Genomic DNA, 23,993 nt, shown 5'->3' with positions numbered 1-23,993 from the left:
CACATTCTTCTCCGCCATTTGCATCGCAGCCGCAGTCGCCTTCTACCTCAAAGAATGAGTCCTGACTCTAGCTTATGTTTTACGATCAATTTCATTGGTTTCGCTTGAATCGGGTGATTCAAGCTAAACCAATATTGATCTAATCACTGGCTGATCCGGGCAGTGCCGCCGCGGCCAAGGTCCGCAGCACCGCCGGGTCGATTGTGAAACTCTGCTGACCGGTGGGGATCGAAATCCCCTCCTCTGAAAAGCGCTTGTAGACCCGGGCATAAAACTCCCGCCGCACGGCCCAGTGCTGGCCGGGGCCGGTGCGGATCTGCCCGGTGATGACCAGGCCGTTGGCGCCGAACTGGTCCAGCCCAAAAAGCTGAAAATCGTCGCGGATCATCGCGCCCCAGGCGGGTTCGGCGCGCATCGCCTGGGCGATATCCTTCAGCACGGCAAAAACCCGGTTCAGATTTTCCTGATAGCCAACATCGATCGAAATCTGCGCGTAGCCGAAATCGCGCGTCATATTGGTGACTGTGGTGACGGCGGAGAAGGGGATGATGTTGTTCGAGCCGTCGCTGCCGCGCAGACGGATGGTGCGGATGGAGAGGCGCTCGACCGTGCCGGTCATCCCGGCGAGGGACACATAGTCACCCACCTGCATGGCGTCCTCCAGCAGCAGGAACAGGCCGGTGATGATGTCCTGCACCAGCTTCTGGCTGCCAAAGCCGATCGCGATGCCGAGCACGCCGGCGCCGGCCAGCAGCGGCGCGGCGTTGACGCCGATTTTAGAGAGGCAGATGAGCCCGGCGACCAGAAAGATGGAAACACCGATGGTGGCCTTGAGCATCGGCAGCAGGGTGCGCAGGCGCGAGGCCTGACGGGTGCGCCCCGTTACGGAAAATCGCTCAATCCGCCCGGCGAGGATGAGATTGGCGCATTCCCATAAAATCAGGGCGGCGGCGATGGTGATGATGATGGAAATGCCAGCGTTGATGAGACTGACGCTGATCGGGTTGGTGAGCAGCCAGCCAAGCGCGTTGACGCCCCAGCCCTGCAGCACAAGAACGATGACCGCGATGGCGATGCCGGCACGTATGAGCACGCGGATGAGCGGGTTGTAGGCGCGCGCGCGCGCGAACAGGGCCGGGTGGGCCGCTTCGGAAGAATCGGGGAAGGCACGCTCCAGCAAGAATGAGCTGCCGCTCCAGGCGATCCGCCCGAGTACCAGGGCGGCGAGGCAGACCAGGACCGCGCGCAAGAGCACGCCAAAGGCATTCTGCACGCCTCCGGCCCAGGCGACCCACAAGGCGAGAATGTAGAACAGCGCCGGATAGTGCCAGATGCGCCCCATCCGCCGGCGGAAACCGGCGAAAGCATTGGTTGCCTCGGGCGGACCAGCGATCCACCGCCCCACCAGATGGCGGCTGTTCCAGATGGCAATGGCGATTTCGATATGGATGACCAGCGCGATGAGCCGGATCAGCACCATGGCGCCAGGCTGGGCGAGCCCCAGCAGCTGGGCGATTGAGACGACGGCGTAGCCGAAAAAGCCGGTGGCGAGCAGCGCCATCGCCTGGCGCATCAACGAGGTGGCGCGGCGGCCCGGCATGGCGACAAGCCGCAGGCTGGGGGCGCCGGGGGCAACGAGAGCGGCCAGCACCTCAAAGAGGAAGCGCGCAAGCAGATAGACATTGGCAATGCCAGCGACCGCCAGATGTGCCGGGCGCTCGCTGGCAAGGCCGCTTGCCAGCAGCGCCGCCACGGTTAGCGCAAAGCCAAACAGCGGCAGCAGCCGAAGGCCGGAATAAAGCATCGCGAACAGGCCGCGCCGCCCCCAGGCGCGCAGCGAGACACGCCGCCCGGGGAGTTTTTCGCTCCCCCCCGCCTCGGCATCGGCCAGCCCCCGCTCCTCCTCATCCTCGGAGAGAACCGCGGCGGGTGGCGGCACGGAGCGGCTGATCAGCCCGCTGCGGGGCCGCGCGAGAAGTAAGCGCAGGGCAAGCTCCACGAGGAGAGCGGGCAGAATTGTGACGCCCAGCCCCTCGGCAATGCTGAGAAGATGCGCGCGGCGCACCGGGGCCTTGGGAAAGCTTTGCAGCCAGTCCCACACCGGCGTGAGCTGCGTGGATTGCTGGATGGCATTGAGAAAATCGCCGAAGGTCCCCGCCGCTTCACTCCCGAGGGTGTTGGCAAGGGAGAAGCCAAACGAGGTGGTGCCGAACGGGGCGGGCGTATTTGCATCAAGGTCCGCCGGGCTGGACGCGGCGGCGGTGAGAGCGGCCAGGGGCGAGCCGGGAATAATGGCGCTGGCCGGCTTCGCGGGCGCGGGCGCGGCGGCGGCCGGGGTGGCCTGTGGCTCGGGCGCGGCCTGGCTGAAGGCCGGGGCGCCGCACGCCAGGGCAAGGAGAAGGGCAAAAAGAGGAGAAATGCGCATGCTGTGAGCCAGAACGGGTAATGGTGGCAGAGTCAACCGGAGGCACCACATGTCAGCGGTATGCAGAATGCCCTGGCCGGGTTTATATGGGAGCCATGAGAGATTTTATTATTGTTTTGCTGGCTGCCGATATGCTGGCGGTGGTCGTGGTCATGCTGATCGGCGCCATCGGCATGGTCGATGCCAACCGTGATCCACGCACCTCCAACAAACTGATGCGGCTGCGGGTGATCCTGCAAGGTGTCGCCATTGCGCTGGTCGTGCTCCTGATGGCCACCGGGGTCTAAACCTTCCTGACGCCAAACTTCGCGAGTGTCAGGCTTCGCGAGTATCAGGCTTCGCGGATAATGTCGCGCACGGCATCAGCATCGGGTGCGGCGAGCGCGGCCACGGCCATGTCGTCGCATTGCGTCTGGCTCACGGCGCGGATGGCGCGCTTGACGCGGGGAATGGCGTTGCCATGCATGGAAAGCTGGCGGATGCCCAGGCCAAGCAACAGCGGCGCGGCCTGGTGGCGGCTGGCCAGCTCGCCGCAAAGCGAGACGGAAATTTTAGCCTCCGCCGCCGCCCGTGCCGTCATGCTGATAAGGTTAAGGACAACCGGCTCCAGAGGATCGTAAAGCTTGCTGCCCACCGGCAGGCCGCGATCGGCGGCCAGCGTATACATCGTGAGGTCGTTGGTGCCGATGGCAAAAAAATCGGCATATTTTGCCAATTGGCGCGCGGCCAGGGCGGCGGCCGGGGTTTCCACCATAATGCCGAGCGGCGGCTTTTGCGCGGCCATGCGCACGCCCTTGCGCTTGAGCCGCTTCCATACACGGTCATAAATTTCGCGGGTGGCAAGAATTTCGGCGGCCAGCGAGACCATGGGCAGCATAATGCGCACCGGCCCCGCGGCGCCGGCACGCAAAATGGCCGCGAGCTGGGTTTCCAGCAATGCCGGATGGCGCAGCAACAGGCGAATGCCGCGCAGCCCGAGCGCCGGGTTTGGCTCATCGTGAAGCGGCATATAGGCGCTGAGCGCCTCGATTTCCTTATCCGACCCCCAGTCGAGCACGCGAATGGTCACCGGGTCGCCGTCCATCGCTTCGACGATATTCTGGTAGATTTCGGTCTGGGTATCCTCATCGGGGAGTATCTCGCGGTTCATGAAGATGAATTCGCTGCGCAACAGGCCGATGCCATGCGCGCCGGATTCCGCGATCATCGGCAGTTCAAAAGGTAGTTCGAGGTTTGCTTGCAGGCTGACCGCGGTGCCATCGCGCGTGGCGGCGGGCAGGCGTTGCAGGCGGGTAAGCGCGCGGCGGGTACGGGTGATGGCGGCGAGCTTCTGCCGCGCGGCATCCAGGCTGGGCTGGCTCGGGTTGAGGGTGATGGTGCCGGTGTCGCCGTCGATAATGGCGAGGCTGCCGGGGGCGGCGGCTGAGAGCACACCGGCGGCGCCAAGCACCGCGGGCAGGCCGAGCGCGCGCAGCATAACAGCCGTGTGGCCGTCCGCGCCGCCTTCCTCGGTGATGATCCCTGCGAAGTTCGCGGGCTGGATGAGTGCCGCGTCAGCCGGGCGCAGGTCGCTGGCGGCGAGAATGCAGCCCTGGGGCAGACCGGCGAAGCTGCGGAAGGGTTGGCGGGTGAGGTTACGCAGGATGCGGCGGCCGATCTCGCGCACCTCCTCGGCGCGGCGGGCGCGGCCCTGGCGGTCCGAGCCGGTCAAGGACAATATCGCCTCGGCCTGCGCCTCGGACTCCGCGTGAACCGCGGCTTCGGCGGCGATCAGCCCATCCTGCACCCGCGCCTTGATGCCGCGCATCAGCCGCGAGGGGCCGAGCATGTGCAGATAGGCATCGATCAGCGGCGCGATCTCGGTCTGGCTATGTTCGGGCAACCCGGCCAAACGCGCCTTCAGCTTACCCAACTGGTGGCGCGAGCGGGCCAGCGCTTCCTCCAACCGGGCCATTTCCGCCGCCGTATCCGCCGCCGCGATTTTTTTATGGGCGATGACGAGCGCCGGTTCGCCGGTCTCGTGCACCGGGCCGATGCCGATGCCAGGCGAGACCGGATGGCCGGTGAAGCGCTGTTCGGCGCGGTTAGTCAGTTTCATGAAAGCCGGCCTCGATCAGCGCGGCGATGGCGTCCAGGGCCTCCCTCGCGTCGAACCCCTCCGCGATGAGGCGCACCTTGCTGCCCTGGCCGGCACCCAGCATCATCAACCCCATGATGGAGCGGGCGGAGACGCTCTGGCCATCCTTGGCGACATCGACCGAGGCGCTGAAACGCTCCGCCAAGGTGACCAGCTTGGCCGCCGCGCGCGCGTGCAGGCCGCGCCGGTTGACGATGCCGACATCCATTGTAATCGCAGCGCTGTTCTCGCTCATGCCTACTCCGCGGCGCGCGGGGTGGTGGTGGGGCTCTGAATTTCATGGCCCGAGCAGATGTATTTGCGCCCCGCGTCCTCCGCGCAGCGCACAGCCTCGGCCAATGTCTGCGTGCCGCGGATTTTCGCCAGCTTCACCAGCATGGGCAGGTTCACGCCGCCGATGATCTCAACACCCGGCTGGCTCAGCATGGACATGGCGAGGTTGCTGGGGGTGCCGCCAAACATGTCGGTCAACAGAATGACGCCATCGCCGGAATTGACCTCATCCAGCCGGCGGGCGATTTCGGCGCGCTGACTCTCGAATTCAGCATCCGATTCGACACATACGGTCGCGACGTTTTTCTGCTTGCCGACAACGTGTTCCATGGCATCGCGCAGGGCGACGGCCAGCGCGCCATGGGTAACAAGAACCAGACCGATCATATTGAGAGACTCATTCCTTGGCGTGCGATTTCTGGTTGGCGCGTGCGGCTTCAAACTTCGCGGCTTCGCGGTGGGTAACGCTGACGCGCCACCCCGCTCGGCCCAAACTGCTCTTCAGCTTTTCAATCATATACACTGATCTGTGTTGCCCGCCGGTACATCCGATACAGATTGTTGCATATTTTTTTCCTTCCTGCACGAATCTCGGCAATAAAAATTCAACCATGTCCTTGATATGGTTAAAATAAGTAGCAAAATCAGGGTCCTGCTCGATAAAGCTGCCAATTTCAGGGTCGAGGCCGCTGAGCGGGCGCAGGGCGGGGTCGTAATGCGGGTTGCGCAAAAATCGAGCATCGAAAACAAGGTCCGCCTCAGGCGGGAGGCCGCCGGGATAAGCAAAGGAGACCAGGGAAATCGCCATCGGCGGAGCCCCGGCGCCGAAATTCTGTTCAACGATGGCCCGCAGGCGCGCCAGTGGAAGGTTCGAGGTATCAATCCGCAGGTCCGCCGCCTGCACAAGCGGGGCGGTAAGCGCGCGCTCCAGCGCGATTCCCTCCGCCACCGGGCCTGATTGCGCGAGCGGGTGGCGGCGGCGGGTCTCGGAGTAGCGGCGCAGCAGCACATCCTGGGTTGCGGTGGCAAACACCAGGGAGGGGGCGAGCGCCGGATGCACGCGCAGACGGGCAAGGGTTTCCAGCACCGCCTCGGAGGAAAAACCGCGCGAGCGGGCATCAACCCCGATGGCGAGGTTTTTCTCGGCCCGGCTGGCAAGCTCCTCCAGGGTGGCGAGGGGCGGGTTGTCGATGGTCTCGAAGCCGAGGTCTTCCAGGGCGCGCAAAATGGCGTTTTTGCCCGCCCCGGAGAAGCCGGTGACAAGCACGATGCTGAGTTTTTGGGCGCCGCCGCTCATGGCGCGAAGCTGCCCGCAACCTGGGTCAGGCGGCCGCAGGCGGCTTCCAGCGCCAGAACGGCGCGGGCAACGGCGGAGGGCTGAGCGGGATCGATGATGACAAGCGGCAGGCCGAGTTGCACATGGGTTTGCGGCTCCGGCAGGCGCGCGGGCGGCGCCCCAAGGCTGATAACCAGGCGCAGCGGCGCGCTGGCCAGATGCGGCAGATGGAAAATACCCAGCCCCCGCACCTCCAGCAGCCCGGCCAGCGCCGCCGGAGCGCTGGCGATCCCGTTCCAGATCACCACCTGATCATCGGCCACGAGGCTGAAACCATCGTGGATCAGCCGCAGCAAGAAGTCGGATTTGCCCGCCCCCGGAGGACCGAGGAGCAGAATGGCGTCGTAACCGTCCGGGCCGGGCCGGGCGGCGCAAGAGGCGTGCATGCGCATGATGGTGAGAATGTGGCAAGTTTTGTTCGAAAGCGAAAGGGCTTGCCGCTTCAGGGTTGTTCGGCCTCCTCGGCCACCAGCTCCTTTTTGGAGAGTTTTCCGACCATGGTTCGCGGCAGGGTCTCGCGGATTTCAACCGACCTTGGCATTTCAATTTTGTTCAGCCGCTCTTGCAGAAATTCCAGAATTTGCGCGCCGGTGGCCTGTTTGCCGGGACGCAGGGTAACGAAAAGCTTCGGCGCCTGGCCGCGGTATTGGTCGGGCACGCCGATGGCGATGGCGTCCTGCACGGCGGGATGCTGATAGGCGGCTTCCTCGATTGTGCGCGGATACACGTTGTAGCCGCCGCAGATGATGATGTCCTTGATGCGGTCAACGATGAAGAGATAACCCTCCTCGTCGAGATAGCCGATGTCGCCGGTGCGAAAGGCGCCGCCGGTGAACACCTGGGCTTCTTCGCGCTGATGGTAGTAACCGGGCATCACCTGCGGCCCGCGCGCGCAAATCTCGCCGCGCGCGCCTTGCGGCAGGATCACGTCCGGGTTTTCAGGGTCGCGGATCTCGATGGTGGTGCCTTGCAGCGCGCGCCCGACGCTGCCGCGCTTGCTGGCACCCGGCAGGTTTAAGGCGAGCACCGGCGAGGTTTCCGAAAGCCCATAGCCTTCCAGGATATGACAATGGGAAATGCGCTCGAAACGGTCCTGCACTTCCGCGGAAAGCGGGGCGCCGCCAGAGACGCAGAATTTGATAAAGCTCAGATCGGCTTTGCCCGATGCCTCGGCGGCATTGCTGATGGCGGTGAAGAGCGTGGGCACGCCAGGCAAAATGGTCGGGCGGCGATGATAGATGGTGCGCATCAGCAGTTTCAGGTCGAGCCGCGGCAGCAGTATGATTTCAGCGCCGATGCTCAACGACAGGTTCATCACGGCCGTCATCGCAAAAACATGAAAAAACGGCAGGATCGCCAGCATCCGCTCCTCGCCGGGGATGATGCCCGGAAGTACCGCCAGCACCTGGCGGACATTGACGCTGATATTGGTGTGGGTGAGCTGGGCGGCCTTTGGCTTACCCGTGGTGCCGCCGGTGAATTGCAGCACCGCGATATGGCGCGTTGGGTCGATCGCAACGGGGGCGGGCTGCGCGGGGCCTGAGGTCAACCGCTCAAATGTTACATAGGGCGCGTGATCGGGAACGCGCGCCAGCTCCTTGCGCTTGAACAGCCGGAACGCAATGGCTTTAAGCGGCGTGAGGAGGGGGCCCATCGGGCAGATGATAACGCGCTTGAACAGGCCGCTCGCCGCGAGCTTGCCGATTTTGTCCTGGATGAGGGCGAGATCCATGGAAACCATGATGCTGACATCGGTTTCGCGGGCCTGCGCCTCGATCTCGGGCAAGGTGTAGAGCGGGTTGAAATTAACCACCGTGCCGCCGGCCTTGAGGATGGCATGGTACATGATGACGGAATATGGGCAGTTGGGCAGGCAGAGGCCAACATTCACACCCGGCCTGACACCCAGCTTCTGCAGGCCGGCGGCGGCACGGTTGGTAAGCTGGCCGAGTTGCTCATAGCTCCAGCGGCGGCCGAGGAAATCAAGCGCCGGCCTGGGGCCGAATCTGCGCACGGCATCATCGAGCATGGCAAAGGCTGGCTCATGGGGCGGCTCAAAACCCGGTACCGGCCGCGGCGTGCTCAAACCGTCCATGTCTTCCCCCTCATAATGATGCTGAGGAGAGCCGATATTCCGGGAACAGGATCATTCAGCACCGGAAATCACGCCGCTCAGCCTTCAGGCTGCCCGTTGGGCTTAACCTGATATATGGCCGGGGTAGCGGTGTTTTTAACTGATTGCAACAAAACAACGGGGCCCAAAGGCCCCGTTAAAACTGCGCCCGGCCCGTTTGGCCAGTATGAAACCGGCGCTGTGGCTCAGACGGCTTTAAGATTGATCGCGGCGGCCTTGCCACGTTCCATCGCGATGTCGAACGTGACCTTCTGGCCCTCGTTCAGGCCGCGCAGGCCCGCGGACTGCACGGCGGTAATGTGGACGAACACGTCCTTGCCGCCATCCTGGGGAACAATAAAACCATATCCTTTGGTGGTGTTGAACCACTTAACAGTGCCGGTAGCCATTACTCGTCGTCGCTCCTTAACATTGGCCCGCCGCGCGCCTGCCGCGCGGATTGAGGGACAACCGGGTTCTGGTTAATCTTGTATGCGTCCGGTCGCCGGGGTCGCGTTCCCAAGTCAAGCCAAAGTCGATTGCCATCAAATCTCGCGCAGAAACCTTTGGTATTGTCAACGACTTCCTCATACCTGGGCCTGAGGACATGTCCTGAAACCCGTATTTTCGCATGGCGGCGGCCGGTGATGTGCTAAAATTTGGGACAGGCTTTCGGACCCTGTGGATTCTTGGCATAACGGCATAAGCCTATAATAAATTACGGAGGGTCGAACATGTCAGATGCGGATGTTGTACCGGTAAAACCAGAGATTGCGGCGGCCGCCCTGATACCACGGGCGCGCTATGACGAAATGACCGCCCGCGCCGCCGCGGCGCCTGATGAATTCTGGGCGGAAGAGTGCAAGCGCATCGACTGGATGAAGGCGCCCACCAAGATCAAAAATACCAATTTCACCGGGGATGTCTCGATCAAATGGTTCGAGGACGGCACGCTGAACGCCGCCGCCAACTGCCTGGACCGGCATCTGGCCGAACGCGGCGATCAGGTCGCGATCATCTGGGAAGGCGATGACCCGAATGACTCCAAGAAGGTAACCTACCGGGAGTTGCACGAGCAGGTCTGCCGCCTGGCCAATGCGCTGAGCGCCCAGGGTGTTAAAAAAGGCGATGTGGTGACCGTGTATCTGCCGATGATCGTGGAAGCAGCGGTGGCGCTGCTCGCCTGCGCGCGGATCGGCGCGATCCACTCCGTGGTGTTCGGCGGGTTCTCGCCCGACTCTCTGGCCAACCGGATTCAGGACTGCAACTCAGTCGCGCTCATCACCGCCGATGAAGGCCGCCGCGGCGGGCGCAAGGTGGCGCTGAAGCTGAACGCCGATGAGGCGCTGAAGAGCTGCCCGACGGTGAAAAACGTGATCGTGGTGAAGGCCACCGGCGGCGATGTGGCGATGCAGGCCGGGCGCGACGTATGGTATGAAGATGTGACCGCCGCCGCCTCGCCCGCCCACACCCCGGCCGAGATGAACGCCGAGGACCCGCTGTTCATCCTCTACACCTCCGGCTCCACCGGCAAGCCCAAGGGCGTGCTGCACACCACCGGCGGCTACATGGTGTGGGCGAGCTTCACGCATCAATATGTGTTCGACTATCACCCCGGCGAGGTCTACTGGTGCACCGCCGATGTCGGCTGGGTAACCGGGCATACTTATATCGTCTACGGGCCGCTGGCCAATGGCGCCACCACGCTGATGTTCGAGGGCATCCCCAACTACCCGGACACCTCGCGCTTCTGGCAGGTCGTCGACAAGCATCAGGTGAATATCTTCTACACCGCGCCGACCGCCATCCGCGCCTTGATGCGCGACGGCGAAGGCCCGGTGCACAAAACCTCGCGCAAATCTCTGCGAATTCTGGGTTCGGTGGGCGAGCCCATCAACCCCGAGGCGTGGAACTGGTATTACCGCGTGGTCGGCGAGAACCGCTGCCCGATCGTGGATACCTGGTGGCAGACGGAGACCGGCGGCATTCTCATCTCGCCGCTGCCCGGCGCCATCGCGCAGAAGCCGGGTTCGGCGACGCTGCCGCTGCCGGGCGTGTTTCCCATTCTGGTGGACGGCGAAGGCCAGCGCCTGCACGGCGCGACCGAGGGCAACCTCTGCATCGCCGATTCCTGGCCGGGGCAGATGCGCTCGCTCTACGGCGACCACGCCCGTTTCGTGCAGACCTATTTCTCCACCTTCAAGGGCCTGTATTTCACCGGCGACGGCGCGCGCCGCGATGCCGACGGCTATTTCTGGATCACCGGGCGGGTTGATGACGTCATTAACGTCTCCGGCCACCGCATGGGCACCGCGGAGGTGGAATCCGCCCTCGTGCTGCACCCCAAAGTCGCGGAAGCGGCCGTGGTTGGCTTCCCGCACGAGATCAAGGGCCAGGGCATCTATGCCTATGTAACCCTGGTGGCCGATGCGGAGCCGACCGAGGCGCTGCGCAAGGAGCTTGTTGCCTGGGTGCGTAAGGAGATCGGGCCGATTGCGGCACCGGATGTGATCCAATGGGCGCCGGGCCTGCCGAAAACCCGCTCGGGCAAAATCATGCGCCGGATTTTACGCAAGATTGCCGCGAACGAAACCGACAGCCTGGGCGATACCTCCACCCTGGCTGATCCGGGCGTGGTGACTGATCTGGTGGATAACCGCGCGGGTTGAAACTCCATTGCTGTGTCCAGACCTCCCTGGACACAGCACCCCCCGATGCCACCAAAAAACTAAGAATCAATCTGATTGTAGTTGATTTTTGCAAACCGATCGGACTCTTTAGAGAGTTCGCTCCAATTAAAATCGTATTTTTCTTCATCACTCCAATCAGCAGGAAATCTAATCCTGAAGAACGAGCCAATTGCTGGCCCCATGTCATAATAATCAACATCGCGCACACTTAAAAAACCAACTGATGCTGAAAAATCATCTGTCTTAAACTGCGATGAGATAAGCGCAAGTAACCCCGCCACGGCGTCAATTAAATTCTCGAGATTTGCTTCTTTAAATTTTTCGAGACGATCATGCTTACTGTTATTGTATGCTTGATACCAAACTGGGGTTTTTCCCTCAATCCAACTGTGAAATGGTTTTAAAATTCTTTTCTCGCCGTTCCATATAGGTAAGCTAACTTCATAAGAAGAAAGATGATGGGTTTTATTAACTTTTTTATAGACGCGAATGTTGTAGATTTGGCCATATTTATTCTTTTCTGGAATAAATAAATTTTCTGCCAAAATCGCTTTGAAATTTGCTTCGATTTCAATACATGTCCTCATCAGCAATTCATGTATACGATATGAATACGCCTTTAAGCTCGATTCACTTGGCTCAATATATTCAAATATTTTTTCTAAATCTCTTTGAATAATCATAAAGGCTCTTAGATAATGAACCGGTGCTTTTGCATAATTCTCATCTCTAATATAGGCTATTTCATTATATCCAGAATTATGGCTCTCTTTCATCGCGCGGTAATTTCTGTGGTACGGCTTCTGTACACCCATCTGTCCGCTCCATATCCTTATACATTACGGACAAAATATGTCCCTAATACATCCATCTGATATATTATAGTCATCCAGCGTTATCCTGGCCGCCTACTTCGTCCCAAAAAGCCGGTCGCCGGCGTCGCCCAGGCCGGGGTGGATGTAGGCGTGATCGTCCAGCTCGCGGTCCACCGCGGCGGCGAACACCGGCACGTCAGGGTGCGCGGCCTCGAACCACGCCAGGCCCTCGGGTGCTGCGAGCAGACAGACGAATTTGAGTCTCCTTGCGCCGGCCTCCTTCAACATGGTCACGGCGGCGGCCGCGGAGTGGCCGGTGGCGAGCATCGGGTCAACCACGATGCACAGGCGCTCGGCCATGCCCTCAGGCACCTTAAAATAATATTTCACCGGCTCATGCGTCGCCGGGTCGCGGTAGAGCCCAACATGGCCAATCCGCGCGGAGGGCACCAGATCCAGAATACCGTCCAGAATCCCCTCCCCGGCCCGCAGCACCGAGATGAAACAGAGTTTTTTGCCCGAGACCTGCACCGCCTGCATTCTCTCCAGCGGCGTCTCGATGGTGATGGGCTCCAGCGGCAGGTCGCGCAGCACCTCATAGCCGAGCAGCAACGCGATTTCGCGGCAGAGGCGGCGGAACTCGCCGGTGGTGGTCTCCTTGCGGCGCAGCAAGGTCAATTTATGCTGCACCAGCGGGTGGTCGATCACAGTTACCATTTGCTCACCCTTCGGCTTTTGGCAGTCTGATCACGAAGCGCGCGCCGATGATGGCGCCTTCCTCGTTGCGCCGGTTCTCGGCCGAGATGCGGCCCAGATGCGCCTCGACGATCTGGCGGGAGATGGAGAGGCCAAGGCCGGAATGGCTGCCGAACTGCTCGCTCTGCGGCCGCTCGGAATAAAAACGGTCAAAAATACCGTCCAGCTTGGCATCGGGGATGCCGGGGCCTTCATCCTCCACCGCCAGCTCCACCATGCCGCCGGTCTCACGCCCGCGCAGCCAGATTTTGCCGTTGGGCGGGCTGAAGGAGATGGCGTTGCCGATGAGGTTGCGCAGCACCTGGACCAGCCGGTTTTCCGCCCCGCGCACGAAAAGCCCGACGGCGGGGGCATCGACCACCACATAGGGGCCGTTATCCTTGCGGGTGGCGTCGTGGATTTCGGACAGCGTGGCGAGAATGCGCGCAAGGTCGACAATTTCCATCTTGCTGCGCGACAGCTCGGAATCCAGCCGCGAGGAGTCTGAGATATCAGTAATCAGCCGGTCCAGCCGGGCGACATCCTGGGTGATGATGGCGAGCAGCCGGGCGGCGCGGGTGGGGTCTTCGACCCGGCTCAGGGTCTCGATCGCGGAGCGGATGGAGGACAGCGGATTTTTGATCTCGTGGCTGACATCGGCGGCGAATTGCTCGATGGCGTCCATCCGCGCCCAGAGGGCCTTGGCCGAGCCATCCAGCGCGCGGGCCAGGGTGCCGATCTCGTCGTTGCGCCCAGTGATGCTCTCCGGCAGCGCCTGGGTGCGCGCGCGCCCCTCACGCATCAGCGCCGCGGCCCCCGCCAGACGGAGGATCGGGCTTGCGATGGTGCGGGCGAGGTAGAACGAGACAATGACAGTCAGCCCCAGCGCCAGGGCAAACAGGCCGAGAATGGAAATCCGCACCGCCAGCACGGCGCGGTCCACCTCATCGGCCTCCCGCGTCAGCAGCACGGTGCCCACACTCTGCTGGCTACGCTCGATCGGCTCGGCGACCGTGATGAGCAGCTGGCCCTGGCTATCGCGCCGCACGAAGGGAGGTGATTCCTGATTCGGACCGGCGCTGGTGAGTTGCAGCGCCTGGCGGGCATCAGGCTGCCAGCCCAAAGTCGCGGGGTTTTCCCCCGCGCCTGAGCCTAAAAGTCCGGTTTCGTCGACCTGCCCCGCCACGGAACCCAATAAATGGTCGTAGATGAAGCCGATCACGCGGGGGAAAAAGCCCGGCGGCGGCGGGGCGGAAAGCGGTTCGGTGACAATCGCGCCGCCAGGGCCGGGATGGACGCGCGAATTGGCGATCAGCTCGCCGTCAGGCCCGTAGATCAGCGCCTGCGCGTTGGGGGTTGGCTCGGTCAGCTGGTAGAGCAGCGGCTGCGCCAGATCGGGGTTGATGGTGGCGCCGCTGCTGTTTTCCTGCACGGCGGTTTGCGCGACCGCGCTGGCGTAAATGCGCGCCTGTTCACGCAAGGCGGCGACTTCGGCGCTGAGCAGTCCTTGCTGATACTGGTCCAGATAAAACAGCGCCATGAAGATCAGCGCCACGGGGAGCAGGTTAACCAGCAGGATGTCGCGCAGCAGGCGCGAGAGGCGGGGTTTTTGATTGGTCATGGGGCGGCCGGAGCGGTCGTGTGCAAATTCAGGCTTCCTTGTAGCGGTAGCCGATCCCGTAGAGCGTCTCGATCTGGTCGAATTCGCCGTCCTCGTTGCGGAATTTTTTGCGCAGGCGCTTCACATGGCTGTCGATGGTGCGGTCATCGACGTAAACATTTTCGCCATAGGCGGCGTCGATCAACTGGTCGCGCGACTTCACCATGCCGGGGCGCTGGGCCAGGGCCTTCACCAGCAAAAACTCGGTGACGGTGAGCTGAATGTCCTTGCCCTTCCAGAGGCACTGGTGCTTGGTTTCGTCCAGCGTGAGGTTGCCCCGGGTTATAACGCTGGCCGGAGCAGCGCCCGACCCCTCGGCCTTGGAGGCCTCGTTGCGGCGCAGCAGGGCGCGGATACGCTCCAGCAGCAGCCGCTGGCTGAAGGGCTTGGTGATGTAATCATCCGCGCCAAGGCGCAGGCCCATCAGCTCGTCCAGCTCATCGTCCTTGCTGGTGAGAAAGATCACCGGCATCGCCGTGCGGACACGCAGTTTCTGCAGCAGCTCCATGCCATCCATGCGGGGCATTTTAATATCCAGCACCGCCAGATCGGCCGGTTTGGCGAGAAGGGCCTGCAGGGCCGACTCTCCATCGGTGAAAGTCCGCACGTCGAACCCCTCCTGCTCCAGCGTCATGGAGACGGAGGTAAGGATGTTGCGATCGTCATCGACCAGGGCGATTGTGTGTTTCATCTGTTGGGACTCATATTTGCGGACATAAGTGTCAAGTGCATCGTGGGAGTGACCGGATTATGGCGGCAAATCAAGAGCGGAATTTTTACTCAGAGGCGGCGGGCCTGCTCACGGCCGCGCGCAGCGCCACGCTGGCCACCACAACCGCCGCCGGACTGCCCCACGCCGCCCTTGTGACACCGGCGCTGGATGCGGAGGGCGGCCCCATCCTGCTGCTCTCTGATCTCGCGGCGCATACCAAAAACCTGCGCGCCAACCCGGCCTGCGCCCTGCTGGTAACCGGCGCGGCCGTGGATGAAAACCCGCAAACGGCGCCCCGGCTGCTGCTCAGCGGCACGGCGCGGATCACCACCGATCCCGCATCCCGCGAACGCTTCCTGCGCGCGCACCCCTACGCCAGCCAATATGCCGGGTTCGCGGATTTTCACCTCTGGCGGGTCGTGGTGAACGATGCCCATTATGTCGGCGGGTTTGCCGCGGCGTCTCGGTTACGTCTCGCTGCATTGCAGCATGAAATTAATCGCATTTTTGAGAACGCTTCCGGTTGATACGAGGGGTCCGGCTGCTTATGAAGGAACAGATTTCCAGCCGCAGAGGAACGATTTGACCGTGACCCACATGACTGATTTCGCCAATCTCAGGGACGCTGTCCCCCTCGCTGGCACCGGTGTGCGCGTCGCCTCCGCCCTGCACGCCAACCTGACAGCCCCGGCGCTGGTGACGCATTCCCTGCGCAAAAACGAGGGCCGGCTCTCGGCCGACGGCGCGCTTATCGTGCGCACCGGCGTGCATACCGGCCGCTCCGTCGGGGATAAATTTGTCGTCGATGAACCCTCCACCACCGGAAATGTGTGGTGGGGCAAGATCAACCAAAAACTGCCTGTCGATAAATTCGCGATCCTGAAATCGCGCGTACAGGCATATCTGCAGGGCCGCGAACTGTTCACGCAGGACCTCTACGCCGGCGCCGACCCGGCCAACCGCATCAGCATCCGCCTGGTCACAACCGGCGCCTGGCACGCAATGTTCGCGCGCAACATGTTCATCCGCCCGCCGGCGGAAGACCTTGCCGGGTTCGTGCCTGATTACGTGATTCTGCACGCGCCGGATTTCGAGGCCGACCCGCTCATCGATGGGGTGAATTCCTCCTCCGCCATCGTGCTCTCGTTCGCGGAAAAAATGATCGTCATCGCCGGCACGCAATATGCGGGCGAAATCAAGAAATCGATCTTCACGGTGATGAACTGGATCCTGCCGGAGCGCGATGTGCTGCCGATGCACTGCTCCGCCAACATCGGCCCTCAGGAAGACGCCGCATTGTTCTTCGGCCTGTCAGGCACCGGCAAAACCACCCTCTCCTCCGACCCGACCCGCCGCCTGATCGGCGATGACGAGCATGGCTGGGGGCCGGATGGCGTGTTCAACTTCGAAGGCGGCTGCTACGCGAAGGTCATCGATCTCAGCCAGAAGAACGAGCCGGAAATCTGGGCCGCCACGCACCGTTTCGGCACTGTGCTGGAAAATGTCGTCGCCGACCCGCAGGGCCGCCTGGACCTGAGCGACCAGACCTACACCGAGAACACCCGCGCTTGCTACCCGGTGGAATTCATCCCCAATGTGGAACTCTCCGGCCGGGGCGGAACGCCCAAAAACGTCATCATGCTCACCGCCGATGCCTTCGGCGTGCTGCCGCCGATCTCCCGGCTCAACCCGGCGCAGGCGATGTATCACTTCCTCTCCGGCTACACCGCGCGTGTCGCCGGGACGGAGAAGGGCCTCGGCTCCGAGCCCCAGGCCACCTTCTCGACCTGTTTCGGCTCGCCCTTCCTGCCGCGCCACCCGCAGGTCTACGGCAAGCTGCTGCAGGCCCTCATCGCCAAAACCGGCGCCTCCTGCTGGCTGGTGAACACCGGCTGGACCGGCGGGGCCTATGGCGTGGGCAAGCGCATGTCCATCACCCATACCCGCGCCCTGCTGCGCGCCGCCCTGGCCGGGGAGCTGGATAACATCGAGTATCGCACCGATCCGTTCTTTGGGCTGCAAATCCCCGTGCATGTAAACAACGTGCCGGACGAAGTGCTCGACCCGCGCTCCGCCTGGGCCGACCGCGCCGCCTATGACGCCGCGGCGAAGGGGCTGGTGCAGCGCTTCGTTGATAATTTTGCCACGTTTGCAGACCTGGTCGACGAAGATGTGAAGGCCGCCGCGATCCGCGCCGCCGCTTAACCTGCCCCCTGGCGCCGCCCTACAAATCGTAAGGCGGTGCCTTCGCGTAGCGCGGCAGGCTGTCAGTTGTGGCAAACCATGCCAGACGCTCGCAATCCCAGCCATGAACGGTGGGGTGAATGGCGTTGGGGGTGTCCAGCGTTCCCAAGGTGATCCCCACCGACCGGCCTTCCCGGTCGGTCATATACAGCGGCGTGCCGCAGTTGGGGCAGAACCAGCGGGTTGAATGGGCCGATGAGCCATAGGCTTTGGCCTGGCCGCGCGTAACGCGGAAGTTTGACGGCGCCACCTGAATCCAGGCCAGCACCGGGGCGCCGCTGGATTTTTGGCATTGGCGGCAGTGGCAATAATCGGCAACCTCGCCGCCCGCGCACGAAAATTCGTAGGCGATTGCGCTGCAAAGACAAGCCCCCGTAAGCAGCATCTGCTAAACTCCTGACCGGTTTCACTTCATGGCAAGCACCAGCGCTGACCGCGATTTTACTGGCCATGTTTAACACACCGCAGCTGCACAGGAGAGCAAATGTCCAATAACCTGAAGTTCTACATCGATGGCGCCTGGGTTGACCCGGTGGTGCCCAACCGCATCACCGTCATCGACCCTTCAACCGGGCAGCCCTATACCGAGATTTCCGGCGGCAGCGTTGCCGATGTGAACAAGGCCGTGGCGGCGGCGCGGGCGGCTTTCCACTCGTTCTCGCACACCACACCCAAGGAACGGCTGGAGCTGCTGAAAACCTGCCTGGCGATTTATGAGCGCCGGATGGGTGAGATCGCGGATGCCTGCGCGCATGAAATGGGCGCGCCTATCGGCTTTGCCCGCGACGCGCAGGCTGTCGCCGGGCAGGCGCATTTTGCCGCGCTGATTAAGACGCTGCCGAATTTCGAGTGGAGCGAGAAGCGCGGCACCACGCTGGTGGTGAAGGAACCCCTCGGCGTCGTCGGCCTGATCACCCCCTGGAACTGGCCGCTGAACCAGATCGTCTCAAAGGTCGCCCCCGCGATCGCGGCCGGCAACACGATGGTGCTGAAACCCAGCGAGATCGCGCCGATCAACGCGATCATCTTCGCCGAGATCATGCATGAGGCCGGGGTGCCAAAAGGCGTGTTCAACATGGTCAACGGCGATGGCCCCTCAGTCGGCCAGAAGCTCGCCGAACATCCCGATGTGGATATGATGTCCTTCACCGGCTCCACCCGCGCGGGGATTCTGGTGGCCAAGGCCGCGGCTGATACGGTCAAGCGCGTGGCGCAGGAGCTGGGCGGAAAATCCGCCAACATTCTGCTGCCCGATGTCGATCTGGACTCCGCCGTGCGCCAGGGTATCGGCGCCTGCTTCATCAACAGCGGCCAATCCTGCGATGCGGCGACGCGCATGCTGGTGCCGCGCATGATGCACGATGAGGCGATGGCCATCGCCGCCGATGAAGCCTCCAAGCAGACGGTCGGTCCGGCTTTTGGCAACAGCACGGTGCTGGGGCCGCTGGTCAGCCAGGTTCAGTTTGACAAGGTACAGCGCCTCATCAAGGCGGGTATCGACGAGGGAGCAACGCTGGCAACAGGCGGGCTGGGCCGCCCCGATGGCCTGAGCGGCGGTTATTTCGTCAAACCCACCGTGTTCGGCAATGTCACGCGCAACATGACCATCGCGCGCGAGGAAATCTTTGGCCCCGTGCTCTCGATCCTGCCGTATGACACGCTGGACGAGGCAATCGAGATCGCCAACGATACGGTCTATGGTCTGGCGGCCTATGTGCAGAGCAAGGACCTGGAAAAGGCCCGCGCGGTGGCGCGCGAGATGCGTGCCGGCAGCGTGTATATCAACTACCCCGAATGGGATTTGTTCGCGCCCTTCGGCGGCTACAAACAATCCGGCAACGGCCGCGAATATGTGGACTTCGGCCTGAATGACATGCTGGAGATCAAGGGCATGATCGGTTACGGCGAGTAGAGCGCGATCGTTTGAGGTTCGCTCGCCTGAGCGCGCCGAAAGCGTGAATCGCCCTCAGAAAAATGTCTGGGGCCTGATCGCACTTAAAGCGATCAGACTTGGCTAAAACGGTTCGGCCGAGCCTCCCAGAGGCTTGGCCGGACCGCTGGAGTTGTAACTTGTTCCCGGCGGCGAAGACACTTGCGGCGCGGCAGGGATGACCGGTTGCGGCGCCACGGCTGGCAACGGCGGCGCCGGCGGGGTCTGTTTTATCGCCAGCGCGGGTTGCCGCACCTTGTCGCGGAGCGCCTGCGCCAGTTCGCCCGCGGCAAAGCCTCTGTTATAGCCCTGCAACTCCGCCTGCTGCAAAGCCGCGGAGGATGGCACGGATGACGGCGTATTCATTTGGGCTTGCTGGCCCGGTGGAAGAGAACAGCCGGAGAGCACCGCCGCCATGGCCACCGGCAACAGCGCGGCGCGCAACCCCGGATAGCCACGGCAAATTGACATCGTATCGAATTTCTTACTCATTAACATACCATAACCCAGCGGCGGGCGAACGTCATCTAACAGGCTAATGTTCTGAACCAAGCGTGATGCCAAAAGCCTGCGATGATGAGCCATAATCCAAGGCGCTTGGTATAAGGAGCTGCCGCCATGAAAAATTTGCCGTTGCCGAAAGTCTACCAGCTGATCGAGCCAGGGCCGGTGGTATTGCTGACAACCGCGCGCAAGGGGCTGGCCAATGTCATGACGATGTCATGGCATATGATGATTGAGTTCGAGCCGCCGCTCATCTCCTGCGTGGTGAGCAGCGCCAACCACAGCTTCGCCGCGCTGCGGGCAACCAAACAATGCGTGATCGCCATTCCGGGCGTGGCCCTGGCTCCCAAAGTGGTGAAAATCGGCAATTGCTCCGGCCGGGACACTGATAAATTCACCAAATTCGGCCTGACGCCGGTGCCAGCCTCGCAGGTGGAAGCGCCGCTAATCGCGCAATGCCTCGCCAATCTGGAGTGCCGCGTGATCGATACCAAACTCGTGACCAAATATAACATGTTCATTCTGGAGGTGGTGAAGGCCTGGGTTGATCCCGCGCAAACGGATCGCCGGACCATCCATCACCAGGGTTACGGCAAATTCGCCGTGGATGGCGAGGTGCTGAAACTGCCTTCAAAGATGCGATGACATACGCGGCGAATCGGTGCTAGCCTGCGCGCGCATAACACGGTTTCCAGTCATTCCAGGAGTGCATCATGAGCCAGCATAAAATCGCTGTGATTGTCGGCAGCCTTCGCCAGGATTCGTTCAACCGTAAACTTGCCACCGGCATCGCCCGGATGGCGCCACCCGATTTTTCCTTCAACCCGGTGCGGATCGATGATCTGCCGCTCTACAACCAGGATGACGACGCCAATCAGGCCGCCAGCGTGAAACGCCTGAAGGCGGAGATCGCGGGCTCAGCCGGGGTTTTGTTTGTCACGGCGGAATACAACCGCTCGATCCCCGGCGTGCTCAAAAACGCCATTGACAATGCCTCGCGCCCCTACGGCCAGAGCGCCTGGGCGGGGAAACCGGCGGCTGTGCTCGGCGTCTCGATCGGCGCGATCGGCACCGCGCTGGCGCAGCAGCATCTGCGCAATGTGCTGGCCTACCTTGACATGCCGACGCTGGGCGGGCCGGAAGTGTTCATCCAGGCGAAGGATGGGCTGTTTGACGATGCGGGGAATATCGGGCCAGGCAGCCAGGCGTTTTTGCAGGGATGGATGGATAAATTCACCGGCTGGGTGAAATTGCACGCCTGAGCCTAGCCCTCCTTCACCGCGCCGATGAGGAATTCAATATTCCCCTCCGGCCCGGTGATCGGGCTTTTCTCCACACCCAGCACCCGCCAGCCGGGGAGCGATTCCCACCAGGACCGGATTTTCGCGCAGACCGCGGCGTGAATCTCCGGGTCCCGCACAACCCCGCCCTTGCCGACATGCTCCGGCCCGGCCTCGAACTGCGGCTTGATCAGCGCCACCGCGAACGCCCCCGGCGCGCACAAAGCGAGACCGGCGGGCAGCACAATCTGCAACCCGATGAAACTGGCATCACAAACCAGCGCGCCGATGGGCTCGGGGATGATCTGCGCGGTGAGGTGGCGGGCGTTGGTTTTCTCCAGCACGGTGACACGCGGGTCAGACCGGAGTTTCCACGCCAACTGGCCGTGGCCGACGTCCACCGCGTAGACATGTCTGGCGCCATGGGTGAGCAGCACATCGGTGAAGCCGCCGGTGGAGGCGCCGACATCCAGGCATGTCCGGCCTGCAGGGTCGAAGCTGAAATGGCTAAGCCCATGCGCCAGCTTCACCCCGCCGCGCGAGACCCAGGGATGGTCCTGGCCTTTCACGGAAAGGGCGGCATCCTCGGGCAACAGATCACCGGCTTTCTGCACCCGCGCGGTGCCGGCATAAACCAGCCCGGCCATGATGAGCGCCTGCGCCTTGGCGCGCGACTCCACCAGCCCGGTGGCGACGAGCATAAGGTCGGCGCGCTGCCTGGCCATGAGCGGCCCCGCCCCGGCGCTAGCTCTTTCGTGTCACCGTGAAGCGCGCGAGTTCCTGCAACAGCGCGCCACGCTCGCCAAAACTCTCCAGATACCCCGCCGCCTGCTCGGCCAGCAGCTCGGCATGCGCCTTCGCCTGTTCCAGCCCCAGCACGGAGACCATGGTGGCCTTGCCCTGCGCCGCGTCCTTGCCCGCTGTCTTGCCCAGCTCCTCGGCGGAGGCGGTTTCGTCCAGCACATCGTCGTATATCTGGAAGGCGCCGCCCAGATCGCGGCCATAGGCGGCGATAAAATGCCGCTGCGGCTGCGAGGCACGGCCCAGAATCGCACCGGCCTCGGCGCTGAACTGGATCAGCCGCCCGGTTTTGAGCGCCTGCAAGCGGGTGATCTCCGGCCCTGAGAGTTTTTTGCCCTCGCTCGCCATGTCGATCATCTGCCCGCCGACCATGCCGCGCGCGCCCGAGGCATGGGCCAGCGCCAGCACCAGCTCGCAACGCGCCTCGGCGTCGGCATGGGTGTCTTCCTCTGCCAGCACCTCGAAGGCGCGGGTCTGCAACGCATCGCCAGCGAGAATGGCGGTGGCTTCGTCAAATTGTTTATGGCAGCTCGGCATGCCCCGGCGTAGATCGTCATCGTCCATCGCCGGCAGGTCGTCATGCACCAAGGAGTAGGCATGCAGCATTTCCACCGCCGCCGCCACGCGCGCCGCGCAGGTGCGGTTCACCGTGAACAGCTGCGCCGTCTCCATCACCAGAAACGCGCGCATCCGCTTGCCGCCGTTGAGCACCGCATAGCGCATCGCCTCGACGACGCGGGCCTCCGCGCCCTCGGGCACGGGGAGCAGCGCGTCGAGCTGGGCTTCCACCACGCGGGAGGTTTCGGCCAGAGCCTCGGCCAGGGCGTTGGGGTTGCGCACAATATCAGACGCCATCGGTCAATCCTCGGATTTAAGGGCAAGAGTGCCATCGGCACGGGCGACGATTGCCTGCACGCGCGCCTCGGCCTCCGCCAGTTTGGCTTCACAGTGTTTTTTAAGCGCCGCGCCGCGCTCATAGGCGGTAATCGCGTCTTCCAGTTTTTGCTGGCCGGACTCCAGGCCGCGGACAATGGCCTCCAGGGCCGCCAGCGCATCCTCGAAGGACATTGCCGAAATATCGTTTTTTGCCGTCATGGTTTTGCTGCCTACAGGTTCACTTGAAAATTCACAACCGCATCAGCGCGCGCACATGGGCAGCGGTGCTGGCGGCCAGGGCGGTGAGGTCGTAGCCGCCTTCCAGCAATGAGATAACACGGCCGGGGCAATGCGTGCCGGAGAGTTCCATCAGCGCGCGCGTCACCCAGGCGAAATCCGCCTCGCGCAGGCGAAGCTGCGCCAGCGGGTCGGCCACATGCGCGTCGAACCCGGCCGAGATGATCAACAGCTCCGGGCGGAAGGAGGCTACGGCGGGGATGATCCCGCCCTCCCACGCGGCGCGGAACTCAGGCCCGCCGGAGCCGGGCGCGAGGGGGACATTCATGATGTTGCCAGCCACCCCCTGCTCACGCACCATGCCGGTGCCGGGGAAACACGGGTACTGATGCGAGGAGCCATAAAACAGTTCGGGGTCGGGGCCGAAAATATCCTGCGTGCCGTTACCGTGATGCACATCGAAATCCACCACCGCGATCCGCCTGAGCCCCCAGCGCGCGCGGGCATGATACGCCGCCACCGCCGCATTGTTGAAAAAACAAAACCCCATGGCGCGGTCCCGCTCCGCGTGATGGCCCGGCGGGCGCATCGCCACGAAGGCGGCGTTGGCCCAGCCCTCCATCACCGCGTCCACCGCCGCCATCGCGCCGCCCGCCGCGCGCAGGGCGGCTTCCAGCGTGCCGGGGGCAAACACCGTATCGCCGTCGATATAGGTGGTTTTATCGGGCGGCAGCGCCAGCATGGCCGCGACATATTCCGCCGAATGCGCTGGCTGTAATGCCTCAATCGGGGCCTTCGGCGCGATTTCGCGCAGCAGCGGCGCAAACTCCGGCACCTCCAGCGCCCGCAGCACGGCGCGCAGCCGCTCGGCGCATTCGGGGTGGTCCTGCCCGGTATCATGCGCCAATGCCGCCGGGTGCGTGAACAACGCGACGCTCACGGCACGGCGGCTTTCACCTTAACCGAGAAGCTGAACACGCCGCCGCTCTCGCTCGCGGCCACCAGCGCGTGGCCGGAAGTTTTGCAAAAATCCTTGAAATCGGCCACCGCTTGCGGGTCCGTCGCCAATATCCGCAGCTTCTCGCCCGCCGCCATGCCACGCAGCATCCGCGCAGCGCGCAACACCGGCAGCGGCGACTTCTGAAACTGCGCATCAATCACACGCTCTCTCATGGTTTTGAGAATGCGCGCCCGGACGGTCTTGAGCAAGACCGGGATTCATCCG

General features: G+C 62.9%; 26 protein-coding genes. 7 read left to right on the top strand and 19 right to left on the bottom strand.

Annotated elements, in window-relative coordinates; genetic code table 11:
* Window positions 1-139: 139 nt before the first annotated feature.
* On the bottom strand, window positions 140-2,425 hold the full coding sequence (locus tag QQJ84_RS01510) for a mechanosensitive ion channel domain-containing protein (RefSeq protein WP_284256139.1): 2,286 nt from the start codon (window positions 2,423-2,425) through the stop codon (window positions 140-142).
* A gap of 95 nt (window positions 2,426-2,520) precedes the next feature.
* Between QQJ84_RS01510 and QQJ84_RS01505 the strand changes: the two genes are divergently transcribed.
* Window positions 2,521-2,712: an HIG1 domain-containing protein gene (locus QQJ84_RS01505; protein ID WP_284256138.1), complete on the top strand. Its 192-nt coding sequence runs from the start codon at window positions 2,521-2,523 to the stop codon at window positions 2,710-2,712.
* 44 nt (window positions 2,713-2,756) lie between these two features.
* On the opposite strand, the gene ptsP is transcribed toward QQJ84_RS01505, so the two are convergent.
* From ptsP to QQJ84_RS01470, 7 genes are all read right to left on the bottom strand, one after another.
* Complete coding sequence (ptsP, locus tag QQJ84_RS01500; protein WP_284256137.1) at window positions 2,757-4,523, bottom strand: phosphoenolpyruvate--protein phosphotransferase; 1,767 nt, start codon at window positions 4,521-4,523, stop codon at window positions 2,757-2,759.
* Window positions 4,510-4,797, bottom strand: coding sequence for an HPr family phosphocarrier protein (locus QQJ84_RS01495; RefSeq protein WP_284256136.1), 288 nt, complete (start codon window positions 4,795-4,797; stop codon window positions 4,510-4,512). The genes ptsP and QQJ84_RS01495 overlap by 14 nt, the downstream gene beginning before the upstream one ends.
* A gap of 2 nt (window positions 4,798-4,799) precedes the next feature.
* A complete protein-coding gene (locus tag QQJ84_RS01490) occupies window positions 4,800-5,222 on the bottom strand; it encodes a PTS sugar transporter subunit IIA (RefSeq protein ID WP_284256135.1) in 423 nt (140 codons plus the stop codon).
* A gap of 10 nt (window positions 5,223-5,232) precedes the next feature.
* A complete protein-coding gene (gene rapZ / locus QQJ84_RS01485; protein WP_284256134.1) occupies window positions 5,233-6,132 on the bottom strand; it encodes an RNase adapter RapZ in 900 nt (299 codons plus the stop codon).
* Window positions 6,129-6,557 carry an HPr kinase/phosphorylase gene (locus tag QQJ84_RS01480; protein ID WP_348522654.1) on the bottom strand — a complete coding sequence of 143 codons (429 nt, stop codon included), beginning with the start codon at window positions 6,555-6,557 and terminating at the stop codon, window positions 6,129-6,131. The genes rapZ and QQJ84_RS01480 overlap by 4 nt, the downstream gene beginning before the upstream one ends.
* A gap of 56 nt (window positions 6,558-6,613) precedes the next feature.
* A complete protein-coding gene (locus tag QQJ84_RS01475) occupies window positions 6,614-8,266 on the bottom strand; it encodes a long-chain-fatty-acid--CoA ligase (RefSeq protein WP_284256131.1) in 1,653 nt (550 codons plus the stop codon).
* A 224-nt stretch (window positions 8,267-8,490) separates the two neighbouring features.
* On the bottom strand, window positions 8,491-8,694 hold the full coding sequence (locus tag QQJ84_RS01470) for a cold-shock protein (protein WP_284256130.1): 204 nt from the start codon (window positions 8,692-8,694) through the stop codon (window positions 8,491-8,493).
* A gap of 324 nt (window positions 8,695-9,018) precedes the next feature.
* Between QQJ84_RS01470 and acs the strand changes: the two genes are divergently transcribed.
* The gene (gene acs / locus QQJ84_RS01465) at window positions 9,019-10,953 is read left to right on the top strand and encodes an acetate--CoA ligase (RefSeq protein WP_284256128.1); all 1,935 of its coding nucleotides are present in this window, start codon (window positions 9,019-9,021) and stop codon (window positions 10,951-10,953) included.
* 59 nt (window positions 10,954-11,012) lie between these two features.
* On the opposite strand, the gene QQJ84_RS01460 is transcribed toward acs, so the two are convergent.
* From QQJ84_RS01460 to QQJ84_RS01445, 4 genes are all read right to left on the bottom strand, one after another.
* Complete coding sequence (locus tag QQJ84_RS01460; RefSeq protein WP_284256127.1) at window positions 11,013-11,789, bottom strand: hypothetical protein; 777 nt, start codon at window positions 11,787-11,789, stop codon at window positions 11,013-11,015.
* Between the two features lie 93 nt (window positions 11,790-11,882).
* On the bottom strand, window positions 11,883-12,506 hold the full coding sequence (upp, locus tag QQJ84_RS01455) for a uracil phosphoribosyltransferase (RefSeq protein WP_284256126.1): 624 nt from the start codon (window positions 12,504-12,506) through the stop codon (window positions 11,883-11,885).
* A gap of 4 nt (window positions 12,507-12,510) precedes the next feature.
* Complete coding sequence (locus QQJ84_RS01450; RefSeq protein ID WP_284256124.1) at window positions 12,511-14,145, bottom strand: stimulus-sensing domain-containing protein; 1,635 nt, start codon at window positions 14,143-14,145, stop codon at window positions 12,511-12,513.
* A gap of 28 nt (window positions 14,146-14,173) precedes the next feature.
* Window positions 14,174-14,875 (bottom strand): response regulator transcription factor, encoded by a 702-nt coding sequence (locus QQJ84_RS01445; protein ID WP_284256123.1) that lies wholly within the window; start codon window positions 14,873-14,875, stop codon window positions 14,174-14,176.
* Between the two features lie 59 nt (window positions 14,876-14,934).
* Between QQJ84_RS01445 and QQJ84_RS01440 the strand changes: the two genes are divergently transcribed.
* Both QQJ84_RS01440 and QQJ84_RS01435 read left to right on the top strand, forming a co-directional pair.
* The gene (locus QQJ84_RS01440; protein ID WP_284256122.1) at window positions 14,935-15,423 is read left to right on the top strand and encodes a pyridoxamine 5'-phosphate oxidase family protein; all 489 of its coding nucleotides are present in this window, start codon (window positions 14,935-14,937) and stop codon (window positions 15,421-15,423) included.
* Window positions 15,424-15,493: 70 nt separating this feature from the next.
* Window positions 15,494-17,101 (top strand): phosphoenolpyruvate carboxykinase, encoded by a 1,608-nt coding sequence (locus tag QQJ84_RS01435; protein WP_284256147.1) that lies wholly within the window; start codon window positions 15,494-15,496, stop codon window positions 17,099-17,101.
* A 19-nt stretch (window positions 17,102-17,120) separates the two neighbouring features.
* On the opposite strand, the gene QQJ84_RS01430 is transcribed toward QQJ84_RS01435, so the two are convergent.
* A complete protein-coding gene (locus QQJ84_RS01430; protein WP_284256121.1) occupies window positions 17,121-17,525 on the bottom strand; it encodes a GFA family protein in 405 nt (134 codons plus the stop codon).
* A 99-nt stretch (window positions 17,526-17,624) separates the two neighbouring features.
* Between QQJ84_RS01430 and QQJ84_RS01425 the strand changes: the two genes are divergently transcribed.
* A complete protein-coding gene (locus QQJ84_RS01425) occupies window positions 17,625-19,052 on the top strand; it encodes an aldehyde dehydrogenase family protein (RefSeq protein WP_284256120.1) in 1,428 nt (475 codons plus the stop codon).
* 102 nt (window positions 19,053-19,154) lie between these two features.
* On the opposite strand, the gene QQJ84_RS01420 is transcribed toward QQJ84_RS01425, so the two are convergent.
* Window positions 19,155-19,562, bottom strand: coding sequence for a hypothetical protein (locus QQJ84_RS01420; protein ID WP_284256119.1), 408 nt, complete (start codon window positions 19,560-19,562; stop codon window positions 19,155-19,157).
* Between the two features lie 126 nt (window positions 19,563-19,688).
* On the opposite strand from QQJ84_RS01420, the gene QQJ84_RS01415 reads away from it, so the two are divergent.
* Both QQJ84_RS01415 and QQJ84_RS01410 read left to right on the top strand, forming a co-directional pair.
* Window positions 19,689-20,219, top strand: a complete 531-nt coding sequence (locus tag QQJ84_RS01415) for a flavin reductase family protein (protein WP_284256117.1) — start codon at window positions 19,689-19,691, stop codon at window positions 20,217-20,219.
* Window positions 20,220-20,287: 68 nt separating this feature from the next.
* On the top strand, window positions 20,288-20,836 hold the full coding sequence (locus QQJ84_RS01410) for an NADPH-dependent FMN reductase (RefSeq protein WP_284256116.1): 549 nt from the start codon (window positions 20,288-20,290) through the stop codon (window positions 20,834-20,836).
* Between the two features lie 2 nt (window positions 20,837-20,838).
* Here the strand turns inward: QQJ84_RS01410 and QQJ84_RS01405 are convergent, their stop codons facing one another.
* From QQJ84_RS01405 to QQJ84_RS01385, 5 genes are read right to left on the bottom strand one after another with little or no spacing between them, the layout of a single operon-like run.
* Window positions 20,839-21,579 (bottom strand): TlyA family RNA methyltransferase, encoded by a 741-nt coding sequence (locus tag QQJ84_RS01405; RefSeq protein ID WP_284256115.1) that lies wholly within the window; start codon window positions 21,577-21,579, stop codon window positions 20,839-20,841.
* A gap of 19 nt (window positions 21,580-21,598) precedes the next feature.
* Window positions 21,599-22,510: a polyprenyl synthetase family protein gene (locus tag QQJ84_RS01400; RefSeq protein ID WP_284256114.1), complete on the bottom strand. Its 912-nt coding sequence runs from the start codon at window positions 22,508-22,510 to the stop codon at window positions 21,599-21,601.
* Window positions 22,511-22,513: 3 nt separating this feature from the next.
* The gene (locus tag QQJ84_RS01395; RefSeq protein ID WP_284256113.1) at window positions 22,514-22,750 is read right to left on the bottom strand and encodes an exodeoxyribonuclease VII small subunit; all 237 of its coding nucleotides are present in this window, start codon (window positions 22,748-22,750) and stop codon (window positions 22,514-22,516) included.
* A 31-nt stretch (window positions 22,751-22,781) separates the two neighbouring features.
* On the bottom strand, window positions 22,782-23,708 hold the full coding sequence (locus tag QQJ84_RS01390) for a histone deacetylase family protein (protein ID WP_284256112.1): 927 nt from the start codon (window positions 23,706-23,708) through the stop codon (window positions 22,782-22,784).
* On the bottom strand, window positions 23,705-23,977 hold the full coding sequence (locus tag QQJ84_RS01385; protein WP_408861635.1) for a sulfurtransferase TusA family protein: 273 nt from the start codon (window positions 23,975-23,977) through the stop codon (window positions 23,705-23,707). Before QQJ84_RS01385 ends, QQJ84_RS01390 begins: the two co-directional genes overlap by 4 nt.
* Between the last annotated feature and the right edge of the window lie 16 nt (window positions 23,978-23,993).

Source organism: Acidocella aquatica (genome assembly GCF_030160635.1).
GTDB lineage: Bacteria > Pseudomonadota > Alphaproteobacteria > Acetobacterales > Acetobacteraceae > Acidocella > Acidocella aquatica.
The sequence above is the reverse complement of the archived record's forward strand: the minus strand, read 5'-3'. Positions and strand labels throughout refer to the sequence as shown.

What these genes read in the sequence shown, in the direction of transcription:
- QQJ84_RS01510 (WP_284256139.1), bottom strand. Translation starts at nt 2,425, where the DNA reads ATGCGCATTTCTCCTCTTTTTGCCCTTCTCCTTGCCCTGGCGTGCGGC.
- QQJ84_RS01505 (WP_284256138.1), top strand. Translation starts at nt 2,521, where the DNA reads ATGAGAGATTTTATTATTGTTTTGCTGGCTGCCGATATGCTGGCGGTG.
- ptsP (WP_284256137.1), bottom strand. Translation starts at nt 4,523, where the DNA reads ATGAAACTGACTAACCGCGCCGAACAGCGCTTCACCGGCCATCCGGTC.
- QQJ84_RS01495 (WP_284256136.1), bottom strand. Translation starts at nt 4,797, where the DNA reads ATGAGCGAGAACAGCGCTGCGATTACAATGGATGTCGGCATCGTCAAC.
- QQJ84_RS01490 (WP_284256135.1), bottom strand. Translation starts at nt 5,222, where the DNA reads ATGATCGGTCTGGTTCTTGTTACCCATGGCGCGCTGGCCGTCGCCCTG.
- rapZ (WP_284256134.1), bottom strand. Translation starts at nt 6,132, where the DNA reads ATGAGCGGCGGCGCCCAAAAACTCAGCATCGTGCTTGTCACCGGCTTC.
- QQJ84_RS01480 (WP_348522654.1), bottom strand. Translation starts at nt 6,557, where the DNA reads ATGCACGCCTCTTGCGCCGCCCGGCCCGGCCCGGACGGTTACGACGCC.
- QQJ84_RS01475 (WP_284256131.1), bottom strand. Translation starts at nt 8,266, where the DNA reads ATGGACGGTTTGAGCACGCCGCGGCCGGTACCGGGTTTTGAGCCGCCC.
- QQJ84_RS01470 (WP_284256130.1), bottom strand. Translation starts at nt 8,694, where the DNA reads ATGGCTACCGGCACTGTTAAGTGGTTCAACACCACCAAAGGATATGGT.
- acs (WP_284256128.1), top strand. Translation starts at nt 9,019, where the DNA reads ATGTCAGATGCGGATGTTGTACCGGTAAAACCAGAGATTGCGGCGGCC.
- QQJ84_RS01460 (WP_284256127.1), bottom strand. Translation starts at nt 11,789, where the DNA reads ATGGGTGTACAGAAGCCGTACCACAGAAATTACCGCGCGATGAAAGAG.
- upp (WP_284256126.1), bottom strand. Translation starts at nt 12,506, where the DNA reads ATGGTAACTGTGATCGACCACCCGCTGGTGCAGCATAAATTGACCTTG.
- QQJ84_RS01450 (WP_284256124.1), bottom strand. Translation starts at nt 14,145, where the DNA reads ATGACCAATCAAAAACCCCGCCTCTCGCGCCTGCTGCGCGACATCCTG.
- QQJ84_RS01445 (WP_284256123.1), bottom strand. Translation starts at nt 14,875, where the DNA reads ATGAAACACACAATCGCCCTGGTCGATGACGATCGCAACATCCTTACC.
- QQJ84_RS01440 (WP_284256122.1), top strand. Translation starts at nt 14,935, where the DNA reads ATGGCGGCAAATCAAGAGCGGAATTTTTACTCAGAGGCGGCGGGCCTG.
- QQJ84_RS01435 (WP_284256147.1), top strand. Translation starts at nt 15,494, where the DNA reads ATGACTGATTTCGCCAATCTCAGGGACGCTGTCCCCCTCGCTGGCACC.
- QQJ84_RS01430 (WP_284256121.1), bottom strand. Translation starts at nt 17,525, where the DNA reads ATGCTGCTTACGGGGGCTTGTCTTTGCAGCGCAATCGCCTACGAATTT.
- QQJ84_RS01425 (WP_284256120.1), top strand. Translation starts at nt 17,625, where the DNA reads ATGTCCAATAACCTGAAGTTCTACATCGATGGCGCCTGGGTTGACCCG.
- QQJ84_RS01420 (WP_284256119.1), bottom strand. Translation starts at nt 19,562, where the DNA reads ATGAGTAAGAAATTCGATACGATGTCAATTTGCCGTGGCTATCCGGGG.
- QQJ84_RS01415 (WP_284256117.1), top strand. Translation starts at nt 19,689, where the DNA reads ATGAAAAATTTGCCGTTGCCGAAAGTCTACCAGCTGATCGAGCCAGGG.
- QQJ84_RS01410 (WP_284256116.1), top strand. Translation starts at nt 20,288, where the DNA reads ATGAGCCAGCATAAAATCGCTGTGATTGTCGGCAGCCTTCGCCAGGAT.
- QQJ84_RS01405 (WP_284256115.1), bottom strand. Translation starts at nt 21,579, where the DNA reads ATGGCCAGGCAGCGCGCCGACCTTATGCTCGTCGCCACCGGGCTGGTG.
- QQJ84_RS01400 (WP_284256114.1), bottom strand. Translation starts at nt 22,510, where the DNA reads ATGGCGTCTGATATTGTGCGCAACCCCAACGCCCTGGCCGAGGCTCTG.
- QQJ84_RS01395 (WP_284256113.1), bottom strand. Translation starts at nt 22,750, where the DNA reads ATGACGGCAAAAAACGATATTTCGGCAATGTCCTTCGAGGATGCGCTG.